This is a genomic window from Streptomyces toxytricini (assembly GCF_014649915.1).
In the GTDB taxonomy this organism is placed as follows: domain Bacteria; phylum Actinomycetota; class Actinomycetes; order Streptomycetales; family Streptomycetaceae; genus Streptomyces; species Streptomyces toxytricini.
Map to the genome: position 1 here is coordinate 13,295 of NZ_BMTY01000034.1, position 18,732 is coordinate 32,026.

Here is an 18,732-nt window from a genome sequence, read left to right on the forward strand (position 1 = left end):
ACGGTCGGCCCATGACCGTCACGATCCGCGATCTCCGTCCGCTCGATCCCGCCGATGTGGAGGCCGTCGTACGGATCCGCCGTGCGGCGCTGCCGTTCATGATCTCCACGCCCGCAGGGGTCGCCTTCGAGCTGGCCTCCGCCCCCGCCGCGCGGCACGCGCGGATCCTCGTCGCCGAGGACGGCGCGGGGCAGGTGGTCGGGACGGCCCAGATCGGCATCGCCCACGACAGCACCGAGCCGAACCGGGCCTTCGCCAACGCCCAGGTGGACCCGGCGCACCGGCGGCGCGGTGCGGGGACGGCGCTGCTGCGCGCGGCCGAGGAGCACCTGGCCGCCTGCGGGGCGGTGGAGGTGTACGCCTGGGTGCTGGACGAGGAGCCGGCACGGGCGTTCGCCGAGCGGCACGGCTACCGGTCGAGCCGCTCGGCGCACTTCCTGCGCCTGGACCTGTCCGCGGCCGCGCTGCCCCCGGCCCCCGCCGAGTTGCCCGCGGGCGTCGAACTGCGGCCCGGTTCGGCGTTCGCGGACGACCCGCGCCCGCTGTTCGAGGCGGACGCGGCGGCCTCCGCGGACGAGCCGGGCGACGTGCCGCCGCTGCTGGACGACTACGAGGACTGGCTGCGGACGGTCTGGAGCGACCCGGAGCTCGACAAGGAGCTGACCTCGGTCGTGGTGGTGGACGGGGCCGTCGCCGCGTTCACCGCGGCCCGCACCGACGGGGCCTCGCGCTACGGCTCGGCGATGACCGGCACCGTGCAGGCCTTCCGCGGGCGCGGCCTGGCCAAGCTCGCCAAGGCGGACTCGCTGCGCCGGGCCCGCGCGGCCGGCTACCGGGAGGCCTTCACCGGCAACGACACCGGGAACGGGCCGATGCTCGCGGTCAACGAGTGGTTCGGGTACGAGGTCTGCGCGACGGAGGTCCGCTACGTGAAGCCGCTGCCCGGCCCCGCGGACGGGGACGGGGAGGGCGCCGCGGACGACGTGGCCGTGGCCCTCTCGAAGGCGGGCCGCACCAAGATCCGCTACCCGGCGCGGGTGCTGTCCGACGACGGCGACCGGATCACGGTCCGCGCCCGGTGGGCGGCCGGCGGCGTCCGCGACTTCGGCTTCGTCCGCTTCGAGCCGGGCGACGTCTTCACCGAGCACTACTGGCGCTCGCGCTGGTACGCGGTGAAGGAGGTGCGCACCGGCGGCGGCGTCCTGAAGGGCTGGTACTGCGACATCACGCGCCCGGCGGCGGTCGCGGGCGGAGAGATCCGCGTCGAGGACCTCGACCTCGACCTGTGGGTCTCGGCGGACGCTTCGGCCGTCCTGCGTCTGGACGAGGACGAGTTCGCGGCGAGCGGGCTGGCCGCCCGCGATCCGGGGGCCGCCGCCGAGGCCGTCCGCGCGCTGGACGCCCTCGACCGGCAGGCCCGCACCGCGGAAGGCCTCCGCGCCCTGCTCGACTGAGCCGGGCCGGCCGGCCCGCGGCTGCGGCTCAGTCGAAGACCGAGGCGCAGGTGGTCGGTTCGGCGTTCGCCGGGTCGAGGGCGTTCAGCGCCTCGTGCCAGGCGATCCGGTCGGTGAGCGCGATGGTGAGGTGCTCGGAGAGGTCCAGGGGGCACAGGTCCTGCAGGACGACGTTGCGCACCTGGGACCCGGCGCCCTGGAGGAACCCGCTGCGGTACGGGGTGACCACCTGGTCGTACTTCGTGGCGATCACCGTGTACCGGACCCCGGGCACGGTGTCGCCGGGCGCGTTGAGCTTGGCGAGGAAGGGCGATCCGGCGATCTGGTCGGCGAGCGCGGGGGTCTTCTCGCTGAGCAGGTCCTCGGCGCCGGGGAAGTAGGGCAGCAGCTTGGTGAGTCCGCTCAGGGTGGTGCCGTGGTTGTCGGGGGCGAGGCCCACCAGGGCGTCGACCTTGCCGGCGCCGCCGAGGAACTTCAGGTAGTAGTTCGGCATCATGCCGCCCTGGGAGTGGCCGACGATGTCGACCTTCCGCGCCCCGGTCGCGCCGAGCACCCGGTCGACGTACGCGGAGAGCTGCTCGGCGGACTTGTCGACGGGGCCGAGCCCGTGGAAGAAGGGCACGCCGGGGAGCTGGCCGTAGTCGAGGGAGAAGACGCAGTACCCGCGGTGGACGAGGTAGGGGGCGAAGCCGAGCCAGTTGTCGACGGAGTTGCCGAGGGTGCCGTGGACGAGGACGACGGGGCGGGGGTGGGCGGCGGAGGGCTTGCAGGAGAAGTCGTTCCAGCCGCTGCTCGGGCCGGCGGGGGCGGCCTGGGCGGTTCCGGACGGGGCGGCGAGTGCGGCGGCGGTGAGGACGAGGACGGCCAGCGGGCGGAGCAGGCGTCGCCAGGGCAGCATCGGGTGATCTCCTTGCGGGTCAAGGGGAAGGGACGTGGGGGTTCAATCCCGTGATCCGGATCACAAGGAGTGCTGCTCACGCCAAATTACGGGCGGGTAGCAATACAGGGAAGTTACGCGTCGGTAAAAAAGTCACGTGTCCACTGCGCCCCGACCGCTCTCCTGCTAGGCCGCGAGCGTGCCGCGAGCGATGGCCTGCGGACCGAAGCGCTGCCGCACCCGGTCGGTGACCGCCTCCAGGCGCCGCGCCTTCTCGTCCTCGGGGTCGAAGCTCAGCTGGTGCGCGGCCCGTTCGGCCGGGGCGAGCTCCTCGACCCGCAGCGACAGCGCCCGTACGCGGGCCCGCTGGAGGCCCAGCGCCGCGTACAGGGCGTAGGCCGCGGCGGTCAAGTCGGCGGAGTGCGCGGTGGGTTCGGCCAGGGTCCTCGTACGGGTGAGGCCGGTGCGGTCGGCGCAGCGCACGGTGAGGGAGACGGCCCGGCAGACCTGCCCGCGGGCCCGCAGGAGCGCGCCGATCTCCTCGGTCAGCGAGAGCAGCGCGCGGCGGTGCCGTACGGGGTCCAGCTCGTCGCGGGCGAAGGGCCGCTCGGCGGCCAGGGAGCGGGCCGCGGCGCCGGGCCGGACCGGGGTGCGGTCGATGCCGAGGGCGCGTTCGTGCACCTCGCGGCCGGTCCGGGCGCCGAGGAGGCGGCGCAGGACGGCGGGCGGCGCGGCGGCGACGCGGCCGACCGAGTCGAGGCCGTACGCGCACAGGGTGCGGGCCGCCTTGGGACCGACGCCGTGGAGGGCGGCGACGGGCTTGCGGTCGAGGAACTCCCGTACCGCGCCCGGGTCCGGGCCGACGCGGACGGTCCGCCCGTACGGGGCCCCGGCGGCGGCCATCCGGGCCAGCATCGGGTTGGCGGCGATGCCGATCGCGCAGTCGACGCCGTACCGGGCGAGGGCGCGGACCCGGATCAGGGCGGCCAGTTCGGGCGCGCTGCGGCCGAAGTAGCGCAGGGCGCCCCGGACGTCGAGGAGCGCGGTGTCGGGCGGGGCGGGCTGCACGAGGGGGGTGAGCTCGCCGAGCAGTTCGAGCAGGCCGGTGTAGAGCGGGGTGCCGAGCGGCTCCCCGTCCAGCCGGCGCAGGCGGACGCACAGCACGGTGGCACCGGCGGCGGCCTCCGGGCCGGGTGCGGGCGCGGGTGCGGGCGCGGGTGCGGGCGCGGGTGCGGGCGCGGGTGCGGGCGCGGGTGCGGGCGCGGGCGCGGGTGCGGGCGCGGGCGCGGGTGCCGGCCCGGCGGCCGGCTGCCCGGCCGCCCCGCGTTCCCCGGCCACCCCGTGCCCGGTCATCCCGCGCTCCCCGGGCTCGCGTGCCACAGCCGGCGCCCCGTCGCCGCCCCCTCCCCGGCCGGCCGGAGGTCCGCCCACGGGTTCATCTCGTACCCCGTGGGCAGGTGGACCCGGCGGCCGCCGGAGGGGTCCGCGCCGGCCTCGCCGCCGGCGGGAGCGGCGGGTTCGGCGAGCCGCCGCGCGACGGCGTCCAGCCCGCCGGCCTCGCGCAGTTCGACCAGCTCGGCGAGGTTCCAGGCGGCCGAGGCGACCACGCTCAGGCTCTGCGGGCCGCGGCGCTGCACGACGCCCCTGACCAGCAGCAGGAACGAGTGGAAGACGGTGTGCGCGCACGCCTCGTGGCTGTCGTCGAAGAAGGCCAGGTCGACCAGGCCGGTCCCGTCGTCGAGGGTGCTGAAGATGACCCGTCGGCCGGACCGGATCGGCGGGGTCTGGGTGGCGGCCTTGGCGCCCGCGACCAGGACCGTCCGGCCGTGCCCGACCTCGCGCAGCCGGTCGGCGGGGACGACGCCCAGCTCCGCCAGGAAGGCGCGGTGGTCCCCCATCAGGTGGCGGGAGGCGTCCATGCCGAGGACGCCCAGCTCGGCGCTGAGCCGCTCCGCGTCGGTCAGGTCGGGCAGGCCGACCGCGGCCGTGGACCGGCCGCCGTCCAGCGGGAGTTGGGTGCTGCGGGGGCCGCCGCCACGGGCTCCGGCAGCGCGCTGCGCGCCGTGCAGTTCGGACAGGTGCAGCAGCAGGTCGCGCCGGTTGGCGCCGAAGGAGTCCAGGGCGCCGACCTGGGCCAGGCGCTGGGCGACGGGGTGGCCCGGGTGCGCCCGCTCCCAGAAGTCGCGCAGTGACCCGTACGGCTGTCCCGCCTCGATCCGCGCGGCCTCCGCACCGCTGATGCCGTGGACGTCGTCGAGGGCGAGCCGGAGTCCCCACACCGGCGGCCTCCCGCCCCCGGCATCGGACACCAGTTCGATGCGATGGGCGGCAGCCGAGCGGTTCACGTCCAGCGGCAGCACCGGCACGCCCCGCCGCCGGGCGTCGGCGAGGAGCAGCCGCTTGGGGTACATGCCGGGGTCGTGGGTGAGCAGCCCGGCGTAGAAGGCGGCCGGGTGGTGGGCCTTGAGCCACGCCGACTGGTACGTGGGCACCGCGAAGGCCACGGCGTGCGCCTTGCAGAAGCCGTAGCTGCCGAACGCCTCGACGATCTCCCAGGTGCGGGCGATCACCTCGGCCGGGTAGCCCCGCTCGGCGGCCTTCGCCGCGAACCACACCTTGATCCGCGGCTGGGACTCCGCGTCGGAGAGCCCGCGCCGCACGCGGTCCGCCTCGTCCCGCCCGCAGCCGGTCATGACGTGCACGATCTCGATGACCTGCTCGTGGAAGACCACCACCCCGTACGTCTCCGCCAGCGCGGGCTCCAGGTTCGGGTGCGGGAAGCGGACCGGGGCCCGCCCGTGCCGCGCCTCGATGAACGGCCGGACCATGTCGGCGGCGACCGGGCCGGGCCGGAAGAGGGAGATGTCCACGACGAGGTCGTGGAAGGTCGACGGCTGGAGCCGGCCCACCAGGTCGCGCTGGCCCGGGGATTCGATCTGGAAGCAGCCGAGGGTCTCGGCGGAGCGGATGAGCTCGTACGTCGCCGGGTCGCCCGGCGGGACCTGCGCAGGGTCGTCCAGGTCGAGCTCCTTCCCCGTGGCCCGCCGGATCTCGGCGACGGCGTGCGCCATCGCGGACTGCATCCGCACGCCGAGCACGTCGAGCTTGAGCAGGCCGAGTTCCTCCACGTCGTCCTTGTCGAACTGGGACATGGGGAAGCCCTCGCCGCTGGTGGGCACCACGGGGGTGCGGGCGAGCAGGGAGGCGTCGGAGAGCAGCACCCCGCACGGGTGCATGGCGATCCCGCGGGGCAGCGCGTCGAGCGCCTCGACGAGCTCCCACAGCCGCCCGTGCCGCTCCTCGCGGACGGCGCGCAGTTCGGGGAGCTCGGCCAGGGCCGCGCGGGCGTCGCGGGCGCGGATGTGCGGGAAGGCCTTGGCGAGGCGGTCCACGTCGGCCGGGTCCATGGACAGGGCGGCGCCCACGTCGCGGATGGCGTGCCGGACGCGGTAGGTCTCGGGCATGGCGACGGTCGCGACGCGCTCGGCGCCGAAGCGGTCGATGATGCGCCGGTAGACCTCCAGGCGGCGGGCCGACTCCACGTCGATGTCGATGTCGGGCAGGACGCGGCGGCGCCGGGAGAGGAACCGCTCCATCAGCAGGCCCTGTTCGACGGGGTCGGCGTGGGCGATCCCGAGGAGGTGGTTGACGAGGGAGCCGGCGCCGGACCCGCGGGCGGCGGTGCGGATGCCCATCTCCCGTACGTCGTCGACGACCTGGGCGACCGTCAGGAAGTACGGGGCGAAGCCGTGGTAGGCGATGATGTCGAGCTCGTGGTGCATCCGCTCCCAGTACGCGGGCTTGCCGGCGTACCCGCGCAGCACCATGCCGGCGGCGGCCCGGGAGGCGAGGACCCGCTGGGCGGTGCGGTGGCCGGCGCCGACGAGGCGGGCCTCGGGGAAGTGCACGGAGCCGATGCCGAGGTCGTCCTCGGGGTCCACGGCGCACGCTTCGGCGGTGTGCCGGGTCTCCGCGAGGAGCCGGCGGGCGTCGCCCGGCCCGAGGCCGGCGGCCCGGGTGATCCGCTCGGCGGCACCGGCCATGGCGGCCGGGTCCTTCAGCCAGCGCTCGCCGCTGTCGAGGGGGCCCCGCGGGTCGACGGGGACCAGGCGGCGGGCCGCGTCGAGGACGTCGGCGACCGGGCCCTGCCCCGGGTCGGCGTAGCGGACGGCGTTGGTGAGGACGGCGCGCACGCCCTGCTCGGCGGCGAAGCCGACGGTACGGGCGGCCAGGCGCAGGGAGCCGGGCCCGGTGCCGGTGCGGCCGTGGTGGACGGCCTCCAGGCGCAGGGCGTCCCCGTACACCTCCCGCCAGGGCGCGAGCAGCCGCGCGGCCCGGTCGGGCCGGCCGGCGGCCAGGGCCCGGCCGACCTCGGAGCCGGGGCCGAGCAGGGCGAACACGCCGGTGCCGGACAGCTCCGCCCAGGGCAGGACGGGCGGTCCGGACGGGGCGGCGGCGCCGGGGGCGCCCGCGTGGGCGGCGGTGACCATCCGGCACAGCTCCGCCCAGCCGGCGGCGCCGTCGCGGGCGAGGAAGACGGCCCGGGGGGCGGACTCGTCGACGAAGGCACCGCCCTTGACGGGGGTCCGCCGGCGGTGGGACGCCTCCGCGGCCCGCCCGGCGGAAGCAGAAGCGGAAACCGGGGCGGGAGCGGCGGCGAGGGCGAGGTCCACCCCGAACAGCGGCCGGACCCCGGCCTTGGCGCAGGCCTTCGCGAAGCGCACCGCGCCCGCGAGGGTGTCGCGGTCGGTCAGGGCGAGGGCGCCCATGCCCCGCTCCGCGGCACGCTCCGCGAGCCGTTCCGGATGGGAGCCTCCGTAGCGCATGGAGAACCCCGAAACGGTGTGCAGATGCGTGAACCCTGGCACCCGCGCCTCCTGCTCTCCTCGGTGTCACCTCCCCTGCCCTCCACCATAAGGCAATTCGAATACCCGTGCGAAACAGTTGTTCGATCATCCAGCGGCCCGCTCCCCCAGGCCTCCGGTTCCGCCGTCACCCGTTCAGCGCTCCCCTGCTGCGCTCCCCCTCCTGCCCGCCGAGCGTGTGAGGCATGACCCAGAGCACCGAAGAGAGCCGCGACGCCCCCGCGCCCGGCGGGTTCGCCGCCGAGGTCAAGGACGCCGTGACCGCCCGCGCCGCCCTGCTGGTGCTGGGCGTCCTGGCGCTCCAGCTCGCCTTCGCGGCCTCGTACCTCGGGGCCTTCCACGACCCCCGTCCCAGTGGGATCCGCCTCGCCGTCGCCGCCCCCACCGCGCAGGCCGCCGAGGAGACCGCGCGGCAGCTCGACGCCCTGGACGGCGACCCGCTCGACGCGCGGGCGGTGTCCGGCGAGGCGGCCGCGCTCCACGAGGTCCGCACCCGGCGGGCGGACGGCGCGCTGATCGTCCGGCCGGGCGGCGGGCCCGACCGGCTGCTGGTCGCGAGCGGCGCCGGCGCCTCCCTCTCCCAGGCCCTGGAGCAGGTCGTCGGCCTCGCCGAGGAGTCCCGGGGCCGTACCCTCCAGGTCGTCGACGCCGTCCCGGCCGACGCGGGCGACGCCCGGGGACTGAGCTCCTTCTACCTCGTCGTCGGCTGGTGCGTGGGCGGCTACCTGTGCGCCGCGGCCCTCGCGATCAGCGCCGGCGCCCGCCCCGCGAACACCGCCCGCGCCGCGATCCGGCTCGGCGCGCTGCTCGTGTACGCGGCCGTCGCCGGGCTGCTCGGCGCGGTGGTCGCGGGCCCGGTGCTGGGGGCGCTGCCGGGCAGTACGGCGGCCTTGTGGGGGCTGGGCACCATGGTGGTCTTCGCGGTCGGCGCGATCACCCTGGCCCTGCAGGGGCTGGCCGGCGTGGTCGGCATCGGCCTGGCGATCCTGCTGGTGGTGGTGGTCGGCAACCCGAGCGCGGGCGGCGCCTACGCGTACGCGCTGCTGCCGCCGTTCTGGCAGGCCGTCGGCCCGGCCCTGCCGCCGGGTGCGGGGACGTACGCGGCGCGCTCGCTCGCCTACTTCGACGGCCACGGCACGGCCGGGCCGCTGCTGGTGCTGGCCGCCTGGGCGGTGGGTGGCGCGGCCGTCACCCTGGCCTGCGCCGCCTTCCGCAGGGGCCGCCCGGGAGCCCCCGTCGGCAGCGGCCACCCCGAGGAGCGGGCCGCCGCCTGAGCGGCGCACGCAGCGGCCCGCCCGGGGTCCGGGGCCCGGGCGGGCCGCTGCGCTCCTGCCGGGTCAGTAGACGCTGACCCCGTAGGCGTTCAGGGCCTCGACGACCGGCTGGAAGAAGGTCGTCCCGCCCGAGGAGCAGTTGCCGCTGCCGCCGGAGGTGAGGCCGACCGCGCGGGTGCCGGAGTACAGGGGGCCGCCGCTGTCGCCGGGCTCGGCGCAGACGTTGGTGCGGATCATGCCGTAGACGATGTCGCCGTTGCCGTAGTTCACGGTGGCGTTCAGGCCGGTCACGGTGCCGCTGTGGGTGCCGGTGGTGGAGCCGCGGCGCGTCACCGACATGCCGACGGTGGCGTTGACGGCGCTGGTGATGTCCTGGCTGCCGACGGTCCCGGGGTGGGACAGCGAGGTGTTGTCGTAGCGGACGAGGCCGTAGTCGTTGTTGGGGAAGCTGGACCCCACGGTCGGGCCGATCGCCGTGGTGCGCGCCGAGTTCGTGTACCAGGTGCCCGCGCCGTCGGTGCAGTGGCCGGCGGTCAGGATGTAGTACGTGGTGCCGCTGCGGACGTTGAAGCCGGCCGAGCAGCGCCAGCTCGACGCGTAGATCGCGTCCCCGCCGTTGACCAGCTTGCGGAGCTGGCCGGGGATGCGCTCGATGCGCAGGGCGGCCGCGTCGGCTCCGGCCTCCTTGCGGATCCTGGCGAGGTCCGCCTCGGTGACCCTGGAGTCGGCGGCGACCACCAGGGTGCCGTTGGCGGGGTTGGTGTACCAGGCCGTGCCGGCGACGTCGGCCCGCTGGACGGAGGCGCCTGCCGCCGCGAGCCGTGCGGCGCTGAAGCCGCTGTCCGCGCTGGCGGCGGTGGGCGCGGCGAGCCCGGCGACGGCAGCCAGGCCTGCGGCCACTGCGAGCAGCCGGGTACGGGTGATGCTCTTGATCCTCACTTCTCGTCCTCCCGGGAGGGATCGGGGGCCCGGCGGCGTGGGGGAGCCGGAGCCCGTGAGGCGCAGCCGGGGGTACGGCAGGCGCACAGTTTTCGTCGTGCCCCTGACAAATCCCCGGGTGGCGCTGACGGGAGTGTCTCGGCGCCGGAAACCGGGGACAAGGGCGTGTTTCGGCCTCCGCCCGCCCGCGGCCGCCCCGGGCGGCGGGGGGCCGCCCGGCGGTGGGAGCCGGCGGAGGACGTGGTCGGCCGAGCCTGGGGGCGGCAGCGTCGTCCGGTCGCGGCCCCCCTCGGCGCAGCCGTCGCCCCCGGGCCGCGGAACGGCCGGAATTCGACCCGCCGGGGCAGTCGGCGGGCCTGCGGGGGCACCGGGCGGGCGCCGGCGGGGGTTCGCGTCATGTACGGCAGTCCGCCTCGGGGTCGGGTGCGTGATCGCTGGTGTCGCCAACCCTTCCACGCCCGGCCCGGACGGCAACCCCGCAGTACGCCGTCCGGGCCTGCGGCCCCTGACGACGGCTCAGTCGCAGCCGCACCCGCAGTCGCAGCAGTTGCAGCAATCGCAATCGCAGTTGTCGCACCAGGCGTCGCGCTTCTTGCGCGACCAGGGGCCCTCGTGGTCCGTGCAGCACAGCTGGCAGGTGCAGAACATCCACGTCGCGACCGCGCAGCCCGCGAGGAGCCCGCGCCGCGGCTTCTGCGGCGGCTGCCCGCCGCCGCCCGGGCCGCCCGCCGGCGGCATGCCGGCCCCGCCGCCGTAGGGCCCGCCGCCGTACGGGCCGCCGCCGTAGGGCCCGCCGCCCTGCGCGCCCCCGCCGTACGGGTTCCCCGGCGCGCCGCCGTACGGGTTCCCCTGGCCCGGCCCGAAGCCCTGCGGCGGCGCGCCGAAGCCGCCGCCCCCGCCCGCGGAGTTCACGGCCGTGTGCCCGCAGGAGGAGGTGCCGAAGGCGCGGTCCACCGAGTTCCGCAGCTCGTGCACCAGCAGCCGGTGGGCCAGCCCGGCGTCCGCGAACTCCACCTCGTCCAGGGCGAGCCGGATGCCGTGCAGGGCGTCGTCGCACAGCCGGCGCGCCTCGGCCAGCGGGGTCCCGGTCGCCGTCAGCGGGTTCCAGGCGCCGTTCACGGCGTCCTCGGCCCGGTCCTCGACCGCGTCCAGCAGGTGCGCGAGCCGGCCGAAGTACCGGCCGGCCTCGGCCAGCGGGGCGGCGTTGCCGGGCCGCCCGGCCAGCCGTGCGGTATGCGCGAACGCCGCGGCCGTCGCCGTCTCCGTCGGCTCGGTCACCACCAGCACCGGCGTGCCCGGACCGGCAAGCGTCTCGATGCCCGTCTGCCGGTCCACGGCGTCGACGAGGACGGCCGTGTCGAAGCCCAGCGAGGCGCCGGTGCGGGCGCCCGCCCGGTCCCAGCGCCGGGCCACGCGGCGGGCGGCGGCGGCCATGGGCGCGCGGGCCAACAGCCCGTCGCCGTCGGCGACGTGGTCCCGGACCTTCGCCGAGGCGAGCACGAGCGAGACGGCCGCGGCGAGCCGCGCGCCCTCGCCGTCGGCCACGGCGGCCGTCCGCATCCCGCGCAGCGGGCACGGTCCGGCGGTGCGCCGGGCGCCGGCGGCGGGTCCTGACTGAGCCTCCGTCAGAACCGATATGAGAAGCCCGTCGTAATTGGTGACGATGCGGGCGAACTGCCCGTGGTCACCCCTGAGTGCCAGGCACAGCCCGCACAGATGGGCCATCCACTCCGCCTTGAGCCGCTCCCCGAGCCGGTGCGTACAAGGTCTGACGATGCCGAACAATACGGGCCCCCGAGTGTCATCCGCGGAAAGATGGGCATCGTATCCAGCCAGATCAGTCACCCGTACGCCCCCGCCGACCACCCGCGCGGCCGCACCGGTCGTATTTTCACTCGGTCAGCAGTGGCACCGACCAGGATCCTCGACCGTGCAACGGATGTTCTGCACCAGTACCGTCACGAAACAACTTCGCGGCGGCCATCCGCTTGGCGCGTTGTCAGCATCATGGACGACCATAGGGGTTGCGGAGAAAAGACAGACTGACCGCGGTGAAAGGAGGCGTCCATGGGTTCGGTACGCAAGGCGAGCGCCTGGCTGGGTCTCGTGGAGGACAGTGACGACGAGCGTTACTACGACGACGACTACGCGGATGCCGGGCACGGTTCCGTCGCCGGCCCCGGCGACCAGTGGGCCACCGACCCGCGGGTCCGGGTCGCCTCCGAGTCCGCCGTCGAGCGCGGCCGCCGCATCGCCACCGTCACGCCGGACGGCTTCCGCGACGCCCGCGCCATCGGCGAGCTGTTCCGCGAGGGCGTGCCCGTCATCGTCAACCTGTCGCTGATGGACCCCGCCGACGCCAAGCGCGTCGTCGACTTCGCCGCCGGCCTCACCTTCGGACTGCGCGGCTCCATCGAGCGGGTGGCGACCAGGGTCTTCCTGCTGACCCCGGCCGACACCCAGATCGTCAGCGGTGAGCCGGGCGGCCGCTCCCGCGACTTCTTCAACCAGAGCTGAGGCCGGGCCTCACCGGAAGGCGTCGAGACCGGTGAGCGCCTTGCCCAGCACCAGCTGGTGCATCTCGACGGTGCCCTCGTAGGTGAGCACCGACTCCAGGTTGGTGGCGTGCCGCATGACGGGGTACTCCAGGGAGATCCCGTTGGCGCCGAGGACAGTCCGCGCGGTGCGGCAGATCTCGATCGCCTCACGGACGTTGTTGAGCTTGCCGAAGCTGACCTGCTCCGGCCGCAGGGTACCCGCGTCCATCCGCCGGCCCAGGTGGTGGGCGAGCAGGATGCCCTTGTGGAGCTCCAGCGCCATGTCCGCCAGCTTCGCCTGGGTGAGCTGGAACCCGCCGATGGGCCGGCCGAACTGCTCCCGCGTCCGCGCGTAGTCCAGCGCCGCCTCGAAACTGGCGCGCGCCGCACCCATCGAGCCCCAGACGATCCCGTACCGCGCGTGGCTGAGGCAGCTCAGCGGCCCCTTCAGACCCACGACCCCCGGCAGTACGGCGTCGGCCGGCAGCCGGACGTCGTCCATGACCAGCTCGCTCGTGACCGAGGCCCGCAGCGACCACTTGTGCTTGATCTCGGGGGCGGAGAAGCCCGCGGAGTCGGTGGGCACCGCGAAGCCGCGGATCCCCTCGTCCGTCTGCGCCCAGACCACCGCGACCGCGGACACCGAGCCGTTGGTGATCCACATCTTCCGGCCGTTCAGGATCCAGTCCGTGCCGTCCCGCTTGGCGTGGGTGCGCATGGCCGCCGGGTCGGAGCCGGCGTCGGGCTCGGTCAGGCCGAAGCAGCCGATCAGCTCGCCCGCCGCCATGCCCGGGAGCCAGCGCTGCTTCTGCTCCTCGGAGCCGTAGCGGTGGATCGCGTACATGGCGAGGGAGCCCTGGACGGAGACCAGGGAGCGGATTCCGGAGTCGGCCGCCTCCAGTTCGAGGCAGGCGAGCCCGTACTGCACCGCGGTCGCGCCGGCGCAGCCGTACCCCTCCAGGGACATGCCGAGGGCGCCGAGCGCGCCGAGCTCGCGGGCGAGCTCCCGGATGCCGGGGAGTTCGCCGCGCTCGTACCAGTCGGCGACGTACGGCAGGACCCGGTCGGCGGCCCACGCGCGGACCGTGTCGCGGACGGCGGCGTCCTCGGGGCTGAGGAGCTCGTCGAGGCCGAGCGGATCGGTGGGGACGAAGGACACGGGGCCTCCCGGCGGGCCTGGGGGTGAACCTAGCGGTGCTAGTTTGTCGCCGCGGCGGGCGCCGGTCCAGCCCCCGCCTGCCGGGCCGGACGGCGCGGGGCGTCAGACGGCCTTGGCCGTGGGGCGGCCTTCCGCGTCTGCTGTGCCTTCTGCGTCTTCCGCGTCGACCGGGCCCGCCTGGGCCGGCAGCGGCACGGGGGCGGCGGCGCCCGCGGTACCCGGCTCGTCCGCCGCAGTGCAGTCCATGGCCCGCGGCAGCTTCAGCGCCATCAGCGCTCCGGCGAGCAGCAGGCCGGCGCTGACCACGAGCGTGATGTGCAGCCCGTGGACGAACGAGTGCCGGGCGGCCGCGTACAGCGCGTCGCCCGCGGCCCCGCCGAGGTGCCCGGCGATCTGGTACGCCTCCCCCAGCGAGTTGGCGGCGCCCCGCGCCTCCTGCGGCGACACCCCGGGCACGTCGAGCAGGCCCGGCGCGTACGCCGCGTTCATCACGCTGCCGAGGAGGGCGATGCCCATGCCCGCGCCGAGCTGGTAGGAGGTCTCGCCTATGGAGGCCGCCCCGCCCGCGGTCTCTGCGGGGGCCTCGCTCAGCATCGACTCGTACGCGGCGAACAGCGTCGTCTGGAGCCCGAAACCGAGCAGCACGAAGCCTGCGGTGAGGAGTACGGGCCGGTCGTGCTGGCCCATGAGGGTCAGCAGCAGCACGGCGAACGCCGTCAGCAGGAAGCCGAGCGAGACCATCGTGCGGGGGCCGATCCGGGCCAGCGTGTAGGAGCCGGTGGCGCCCGCGGCCATCGCCGCGAAGGTCAGCGGGAGCAGCCGGAGCCCGGTTTCGAGCGGGCTGAGCTCCAGGACGAGCTGGAGGTACTGGACGGCGAGCAGTTCCAGCCCGACCAGGGCGAGCATGGCGAGGACGATGCACCCGACGGAGGTGGAGAAGGCGGCGCGGGCGAACATCCGGATGTCGATCAGCGGGTGCGCGAGGCGCCTCTGGCGGCGGGTGAAGAGAACGAGCAGGACGATGCCGAGGAGGAGCGGTACGAGGCATTCGGCGTCGAGGAGCCGGCGCTCGGCTCCGAGCCGCTTGACGCCGAGGACGACGCCGAGGACGCCGCCCGCGGCCATGAGCGCGCCGAGCACGTCCCACGGCCCGTCGGCCGCGCCCTTGGACTCGGGGAGCAGCCACCGTCCGAGCGGGAGGATCAGGGCCATGAGCGGGATGTTGATGAGGAAGACCGAGCCCCACCAGAAGTGCTCGATGAGGAAGCCGCCGAGGACGGGGCCGCCGGCCGCGCCGATGGCGGCGACGGCGGTCCAGATGCCGATGGCGAGGGCCCGCTCGCGGCGGTCGGGGAAGACCTGCCGCAGGATCGACAGCGTCGCCGGCATGATCATGGCGCCGCCTATGCCGAGGAGGGCGCGGGCGGCGATCAGGACCTGGGCGTGGTCGGCGAAGGCCGCGACGGCCGAGGCGGTGCCGAAGAGGGCGTAGCCGAGCAGGAGTATCCGGCGGCGGCCGATCCGGTCGCCGAGGGTGCCGAAGAGGATCAGCAGGGCGGCGCAGACGAGCGGGTAGGCGTCGACGATCCACAGCAGCTCGATCGGGCCGGGGCGCAGGTCCTCGGTCACGGCGGGGACGGCGACGTGGAGGATCGTCGCGTCGAGCGCGACGAGGACCAGGCTGACGCACAGGACCGCGAGGACGAGCCAGCGGTTCGTTCCGCCGGAGGCGGCCCGGAGCCGGTTGAGGAGGGGCCCTCTGTCGGTGTCGGCGATCCTGCGGCCGGCCGCGTTGGTCCCCGGCATGCATGTACCTCCCAGATGAATCGCTCGCACCCGGTGGACCGGCGTTTTCGGCGGGGCCGCGGCGGCGTTGTGCGGTGCGGCGCCCTGCGGGTCCGGCGGCGACGTGCGAGTGAAGGGTCAGCGTACGCGAGTTCGCCGGTGCCCCACGTGGTCAAGCTCTCATCGCGGCGGCGGCCTCCCTGTGGCATGCACCACTCGCCCCGCCCGCTTTCCCCGCCCGCCCTCTCCCGGCGTACACGAGCCGTCACCTTCTGTGGTTCCGCGCCGGTCGGCGGCCACGGGCCCCCGGATAATCATGCCCGTGGAAGATCTTGGATTGCGCCGGGCCGCGCCCGCCCTGGCGGTCTTCGCGGCGGTCCGGCTGCTCGGTGCGGCCGTCCTGGCCGGGTGGGGCGCCGCCGTCGGCAGCAGTGCGCACACGCTGCTGTCGGCACGGTGGGACTCGCTGTGGTACGCCCGGATCGCGGCGGAGGGCTACGGGTACGAGGTGGTCCTGCCGAACGGGGACGTGCACGCGAACCTGGCGTTCTTCCCGCTGCTGCCGTGGCTGGAGCGGCTGGTGTCGGGGGCGACGGGGCTGGGGTACGGCTCGGCGGGCCTGGCCGTGTCGGCGGTGGCGGGCCTCGCGGCGGCCTGGGGGATCTTCGCGGTGGCCGGGGCGGTGTGCCGGGAGCGGTGGCCGGAGGCGGACGCCCGGCGGGTCGGGGTGTGCGCGGTCGCGGTGTGGGCCGCGCTGCCGGTGGGTGTCGTGCAGTCGATGGCGTACAGCGAGGCGCTGTTCACGGCGCTGGCCGCGTGGGCGCTGTACGCGGTCCTGCGCGGGTGGTGGCCGGCGGCGGGCCTGCTCGCGGCGGGTGCGGGCCTGACCCGTCCGGTCGGCGCCGCGGTCGTGGCGGCGGTGTGGGCGGCGGCAGCCCTGGCGTGGCGGCGCGGCGAGCGGTCGTGGCGGATCGCGGCGGGCGCGGTCCTGGCTCCGGCGGGGGCGGCGGCGTACGTGCTGTGGGTGGGCGCGTACACCGGTGAGGGGCTGCTCGGGTACCTGCGGGTGCAGGAGGGCTGGGGCAACGGCTTCGACGGGGGGCTGGCCTTCGCCCGGTTCGCCGCGGCCATGCTGGCCGAGGGGCCCGGTCCGGCCGCGGCGGGGCTGGCGCTGGCCGCGGGCGTGCTGCTGGTGCTGTGGCTGTACGCGCTGTGCGTACGGCAGCGGCAGCCCGCCCCGCTGCTCGTCTACACGGGGATCGTGGTCGCGCTGGCGCTGGGCGCGTCGGGGTACTTCGGGTCCAAGCCGCGGCTGCTGCTGCCGGCGTTCCCGCTGCTGCTTCCGGCGGCCCTCGCGCTGGCCCGGTGGCGGCCGCGGCGGGCAGCGGCGCTGCTGGGAGCGGCGGCCCTGGCGTCGGCGGCGTACGGGGCGTCCTGGCTGAACGGCTCGGGGCCGCCGTAGCGGCATGGGGCGGTGCGGGCGGCGAACGCTCTTCCGCACCGGCGCAGAAAGGAATTGAACCGCGAAGATAAAGATGGTGTAAGCCGTGGGAAAGAATGGCCGCACCAAAGAGCCGGATGCACCAACTAATGCCTTAATCCCAGGAATTACGCACCGCGTGAGACCAACTCCACATCACATGGTCATCACAAACCCGGTGATTCGACCGGGCTGCACAGCGGCGCGCGGTAACGTCGATTGAGTGCGTACCGACCGAATCCTGACCCGGCTGGAGCGGGTGTTCGCCCGACTGGACCGGGAACCCGAGCGGCCGGCTCATCTGCAAACACCGCGGATGAGCCGGCATCGCGTCGTGCTCCTCGGATCGACCTTCGCGTTCTACCTCGCGATCGTGGTGGCCGTCCTGACCACGTCCTGGCTCGTCCGCCTGGACTGGCAGGTGATGTTCTTCCGGCCCTACGAGCAGTGGCCGCAGCTGCACGCCTTCCTCGACTACCTCGTCGTGCTGGGCCAGCGCGGACCCACCGCGGTCATGGTCGCCGCATGGCTGGGCTGGCGCTCCTGGCGGCAGCACACCCTCCGCCCCCTGATCACCCTCGGCGTGGCGCTGCTCCTGCTGAACGTGACGGTGGGCTCCGTCAAACTCGGCCTCGGCCGGCTCGGCCCGCACTACGCCACCACGATCGGCTCGGCCGAACTCTTCGCCGGCGGCGACATATTCCCCTCCGGGCACACCGCCAACGCCGTCGTGACCTGGGGCATCCTCGCCTACCTCGCGTCGACCGTGACCACCCGGCGCGTGCTGTCCATCGTCTCCGCGGTGGTCTCGCTGAGCGTCGGCGCCACCACGGTCTACCTCGGCACCCACTGGGTCAGCGACGTGCTGCTCGGCTGGTCCGCGGGCCTGCTGATCATGCTGGCGCTGCCCTGGTTCGAGCCGCTGATCGCCGGCGTCGAGGCCTGGGTGTTCGCCAAGCGGGAGGCGATGCGCCGCCGCGTGGAGGCCGGGACCCTGCCCGCTCCGGTCGCCGCGGCGCTCGTGCCGCTGCTGTCCGCGGGCGGCAAGTGGCGGCCCCCGGCCCCGGCGGGCACCCCGGCTCCGGCCGCTGCCGCAGCTCCGGCGCCGGCGCCCGCACAGGCTGCCGCGGCCGCCACGGCTGCCGCGGCCCCCGGGCACACGACGGTCCCCCGGCCGGCCGCGCACCTCTCCGGCCGGCCGCACCTGGTCCGGCCCGAGCGCCTGCCGGGAACCCCGGCCGGGTCCCGCCGCCCGGCCCACGGCGAGCGGGCCGGCGCGGCCCGCGCGGCCGCCCGCCCGGCCGCGGGCGGCGGCTGACGGAACCGGCCCGGACCACCGGGCACGACGGCCCGCGCGGGGCGGTACGCACCACCCCTGCCCGTGCGGGAGCGAGGCGGGCCGGAGTACCCATCCGGCCCGCCTCGGCCGTTCCCGGAGCCCGGACGTCAGCGCCGCGCCCGGCCGTTCGTCCGTACCGGGTCACACTTGTGTCACGGAATGTCGACAGTTTTACGGGTCGTCAGACTTCCCCGCATCGCCACGGGAAGCCCGCCCCGAACCGGCCCCCGCCATTGTTTATCCGGCGCGCCGCCGCATCCGCGCCGAACCCGCTTCCGCATTCCGTTCGAGCGGCCGGGAATTCGGCGCCGGTATTGTGCGCGGCGGCCTGCGGAGCACCGCCGGGACGTTCCGGTCCGCTTACGGCTTCTCCGCCGGAGCGGTTGCCGCGGACCCGTCCGGCGCCGGCTGCGGACTCTGCCCGCCCTCCGCTCCGGAACTCGTTCCGGGGCCGCCCGGAACGGCCGACGGAAGCCGCTCACCGGGCGCCGGCTTCGCCGGCCGGGGCGGCGGGAGGACCAGCAGGAGGCCGACGGCGAGCGCCTCCGGACGCGGCCCGACCACCGCCCGGTTGGCCTCGTAGAGCGCCTGCGCGCCGCCCTCGACGCGCCGCTTGCGGGCGATCCCCGCCAGCGTGTCCCCCGCCCGCACCACGTGCATCCGCCCGGCCAGCCCGTACCGCCGCGCACACACCGGCCAGGCCTCCCAGCCCTGCTCGGCGAGCACCTCCTCCGCCACCGCGATCTGCTGCTCCCGCGTCGCCAGGTCCGCGCGCGGTGCGTGGGCGAGGCCCCCGTACTCCTCCCACGTCGACTGCCGGAACTGCAGGCCTCCGTAGAAGCCGTTGCCGGTGTCGACCGCCCACCGCCCGCTGCTCTCACAGTCGGCCACGCAGTCCCAGGGCCACTCCCGGCCCGGCCCGCAGTCCCCCGGCCCGCTGCCGAGGGTCCCCGGCGAGCCGGGGTGCGCGGCGGCGGCGGGGCCGGGCGCCGGCGGAGGAGGAGCCGCGCCGGCTCCCGCGGG

At 75.5% G+C, this 18,732-nt stretch carries 12 protein-coding genes and 2 pseudogenes; 6 read left to right on the top strand and 8 right to left on the bottom strand.

What is annotated here, in order from left to right:
- Positions 1-11: 11 nt before the first annotated feature.
- Positions 12-941, top strand: a pseudogene (locus tag IE170_RS33035) (GNAT family N-acetyltransferase); the annotation flags it as partial.
- Positions 942-1,049: 108 nt separating this feature from the next.
- A pseudogene (locus IE170_RS33040) lies at positions 1,050-1,454 on the top strand (ribonuclease FAU-1 family protein); the annotation flags it as partial.
- Positions 1,455-1,482: 28 nt separating this feature from the next.
- Here the strand turns inward: IE170_RS33040 and IE170_RS30900 are convergent.
- From IE170_RS30900 to IE170_RS30910, 3 genes are all read right to left on the bottom strand, one after another.
- A complete protein-coding gene (locus IE170_RS30900) occupies positions 1,483-2,352 on the bottom strand; it encodes an esterase/lipase family protein (protein ID WP_189812781.1) in 870 nt (289 codons plus the stop codon).
- 165 nt (positions 2,353-2,517) lie between these two features.
- On the bottom strand, positions 2,518-3,684 hold the full coding sequence (locus tag IE170_RS30905) for a DNA polymerase Y family protein (protein WP_189812782.1): 1,167 nt from the start codon (positions 3,682-3,684) through the stop codon (positions 2,518-2,520).
- Entirely contained in the window at positions 3,681-7,199 is a 3,519-nt protein-coding gene (locus IE170_RS30910) for a DNA polymerase III subunit alpha (protein WP_189812783.1), read from the bottom strand. Before IE170_RS30910 ends, IE170_RS30905 begins: the two co-directional genes overlap by 4 nt.
- Before the next feature lie 182 nt (positions 7,200-7,381).
- On the opposite strand from IE170_RS30910, the gene IE170_RS30915 reads away from it, so the two are divergent.
- Positions 7,382-8,470 (top strand): YhgE/Pip domain-containing protein, encoded by a 1,089-nt coding sequence (locus IE170_RS30915; protein ID WP_189812784.1) that lies wholly within the window; start codon positions 7,382-7,384, stop codon positions 8,468-8,470.
- Positions 8,471-8,533: 63 nt separating this feature from the next.
- On the opposite strand, the gene IE170_RS30920 is transcribed toward IE170_RS30915, so the two are convergent.
- Positions 8,534-9,409 (bottom strand): S1 family peptidase, encoded by an 876-nt coding sequence (locus tag IE170_RS30920; protein WP_189812785.1) that lies wholly within the window; start codon positions 9,407-9,409, stop codon positions 8,534-8,536.
- Between the two features lie 516 nt (positions 9,410-9,925).
- Complete coding sequence (locus IE170_RS30925; RefSeq protein WP_189812786.1) at positions 9,926-11,194, bottom strand: DUF5685 family protein; 1,269 nt, start codon at positions 11,192-11,194, stop codon at positions 9,926-9,928.
- 282 nt (positions 11,195-11,476) lie between these two features.
- Between IE170_RS30925 and IE170_RS30930 the strand changes: the two genes are divergently transcribed.
- Positions 11,477-11,926, top strand: coding sequence for a cell division protein SepF (locus IE170_RS30930; RefSeq protein WP_189812787.1), 450 nt, complete (start codon positions 11,477-11,479; stop codon positions 11,924-11,926).
- A gap of 9 nt (positions 11,927-11,935) precedes the next feature.
- On the opposite strand, the gene IE170_RS30935 is transcribed toward IE170_RS30930, so the two are convergent.
- Positions 11,936-13,105, bottom strand: coding sequence for an acyl-CoA dehydrogenase family protein (locus IE170_RS30935; RefSeq protein ID WP_189812788.1), 1,170 nt, complete (start codon positions 13,103-13,105; stop codon positions 11,936-11,938).
- A 102-nt stretch (positions 13,106-13,207) separates the two neighbouring features.
- Complete coding sequence (locus IE170_RS30940) at positions 13,208-14,911, bottom strand: MFS transporter (protein WP_189812789.1); 1,704 nt, start codon at positions 14,909-14,911, stop codon at positions 13,208-13,210.
- A 295-nt stretch (positions 14,912-15,206) separates the two neighbouring features.
- On the opposite strand from IE170_RS30940, the gene IE170_RS30945 reads away from it, so the two are divergent.
- Together IE170_RS30945 and IE170_RS30950 are read left to right on the top strand one after the other, a co-directional pair.
- The gene (locus tag IE170_RS30945) at positions 15,207-16,352 is read left to right on the top strand and encodes a putative hexosyltransferase (protein ID WP_189812790.1); all 1,146 of its coding nucleotides are present in this window, start codon (positions 15,207-15,209) and stop codon (positions 16,350-16,352) included.
- Between the two features lie 241 nt (positions 16,353-16,593).
- Positions 16,594-17,688, top strand: coding sequence for a phosphatase PAP2 family protein (locus IE170_RS30950; RefSeq protein WP_189812791.1), 1,095 nt, complete (start codon positions 16,594-16,596; stop codon positions 17,686-17,688).
- A 381-nt stretch (positions 17,689-18,069) separates the two neighbouring features.
- Here IE170_RS30950 and IE170_RS30955 read toward each other — a convergent pair.
- The coding region (locus IE170_RS30955) for a LysM peptidoglycan-binding domain-containing protein (RefSeq protein ID WP_229885313.1) at positions 18,070-18,732 on the bottom strand (663 nt) is incomplete at its 5' end.

Bases quoted from the DNA above. Each gene is read 5' to 3' on its own strand.
- IE170_RS30900 (WP_189812781.1), bottom strand. From the start codon at position 2,352: ATGCTGCCCTGGCGACGCCTGCTCCGCCCGCTGGCCGTCCTCGTCCTC.
- IE170_RS30905 (WP_189812782.1), bottom strand. From the start codon at position 3,684: ATGACCGGGCACGGGGTGGCCGGGGAACGCGGGGCGGCCGGGCAGCCG.
- IE170_RS30915 (WP_189812784.1), top strand. From the start codon at position 7,382: ATGACCCAGAGCACCGAAGAGAGCCGCGACGCCCCCGCGCCCGGCGGG.
- IE170_RS30930 (WP_189812787.1), top strand. From the start codon at position 11,477: ATGGGTTCGGTACGCAAGGCGAGCGCCTGGCTGGGTCTCGTGGAGGAC.
- IE170_RS30940 (WP_189812789.1), bottom strand. From the start codon at position 14,911: ATGCCGGGGACCAACGCGGCCGGCCGCAGGATCGCCGACACCGACAGA.
- IE170_RS30945 (WP_189812790.1), top strand. From the start codon at position 15,207: ATGCCCGTGGAAGATCTTGGATTGCGCCGGGCCGCGCCCGCCCTGGCG.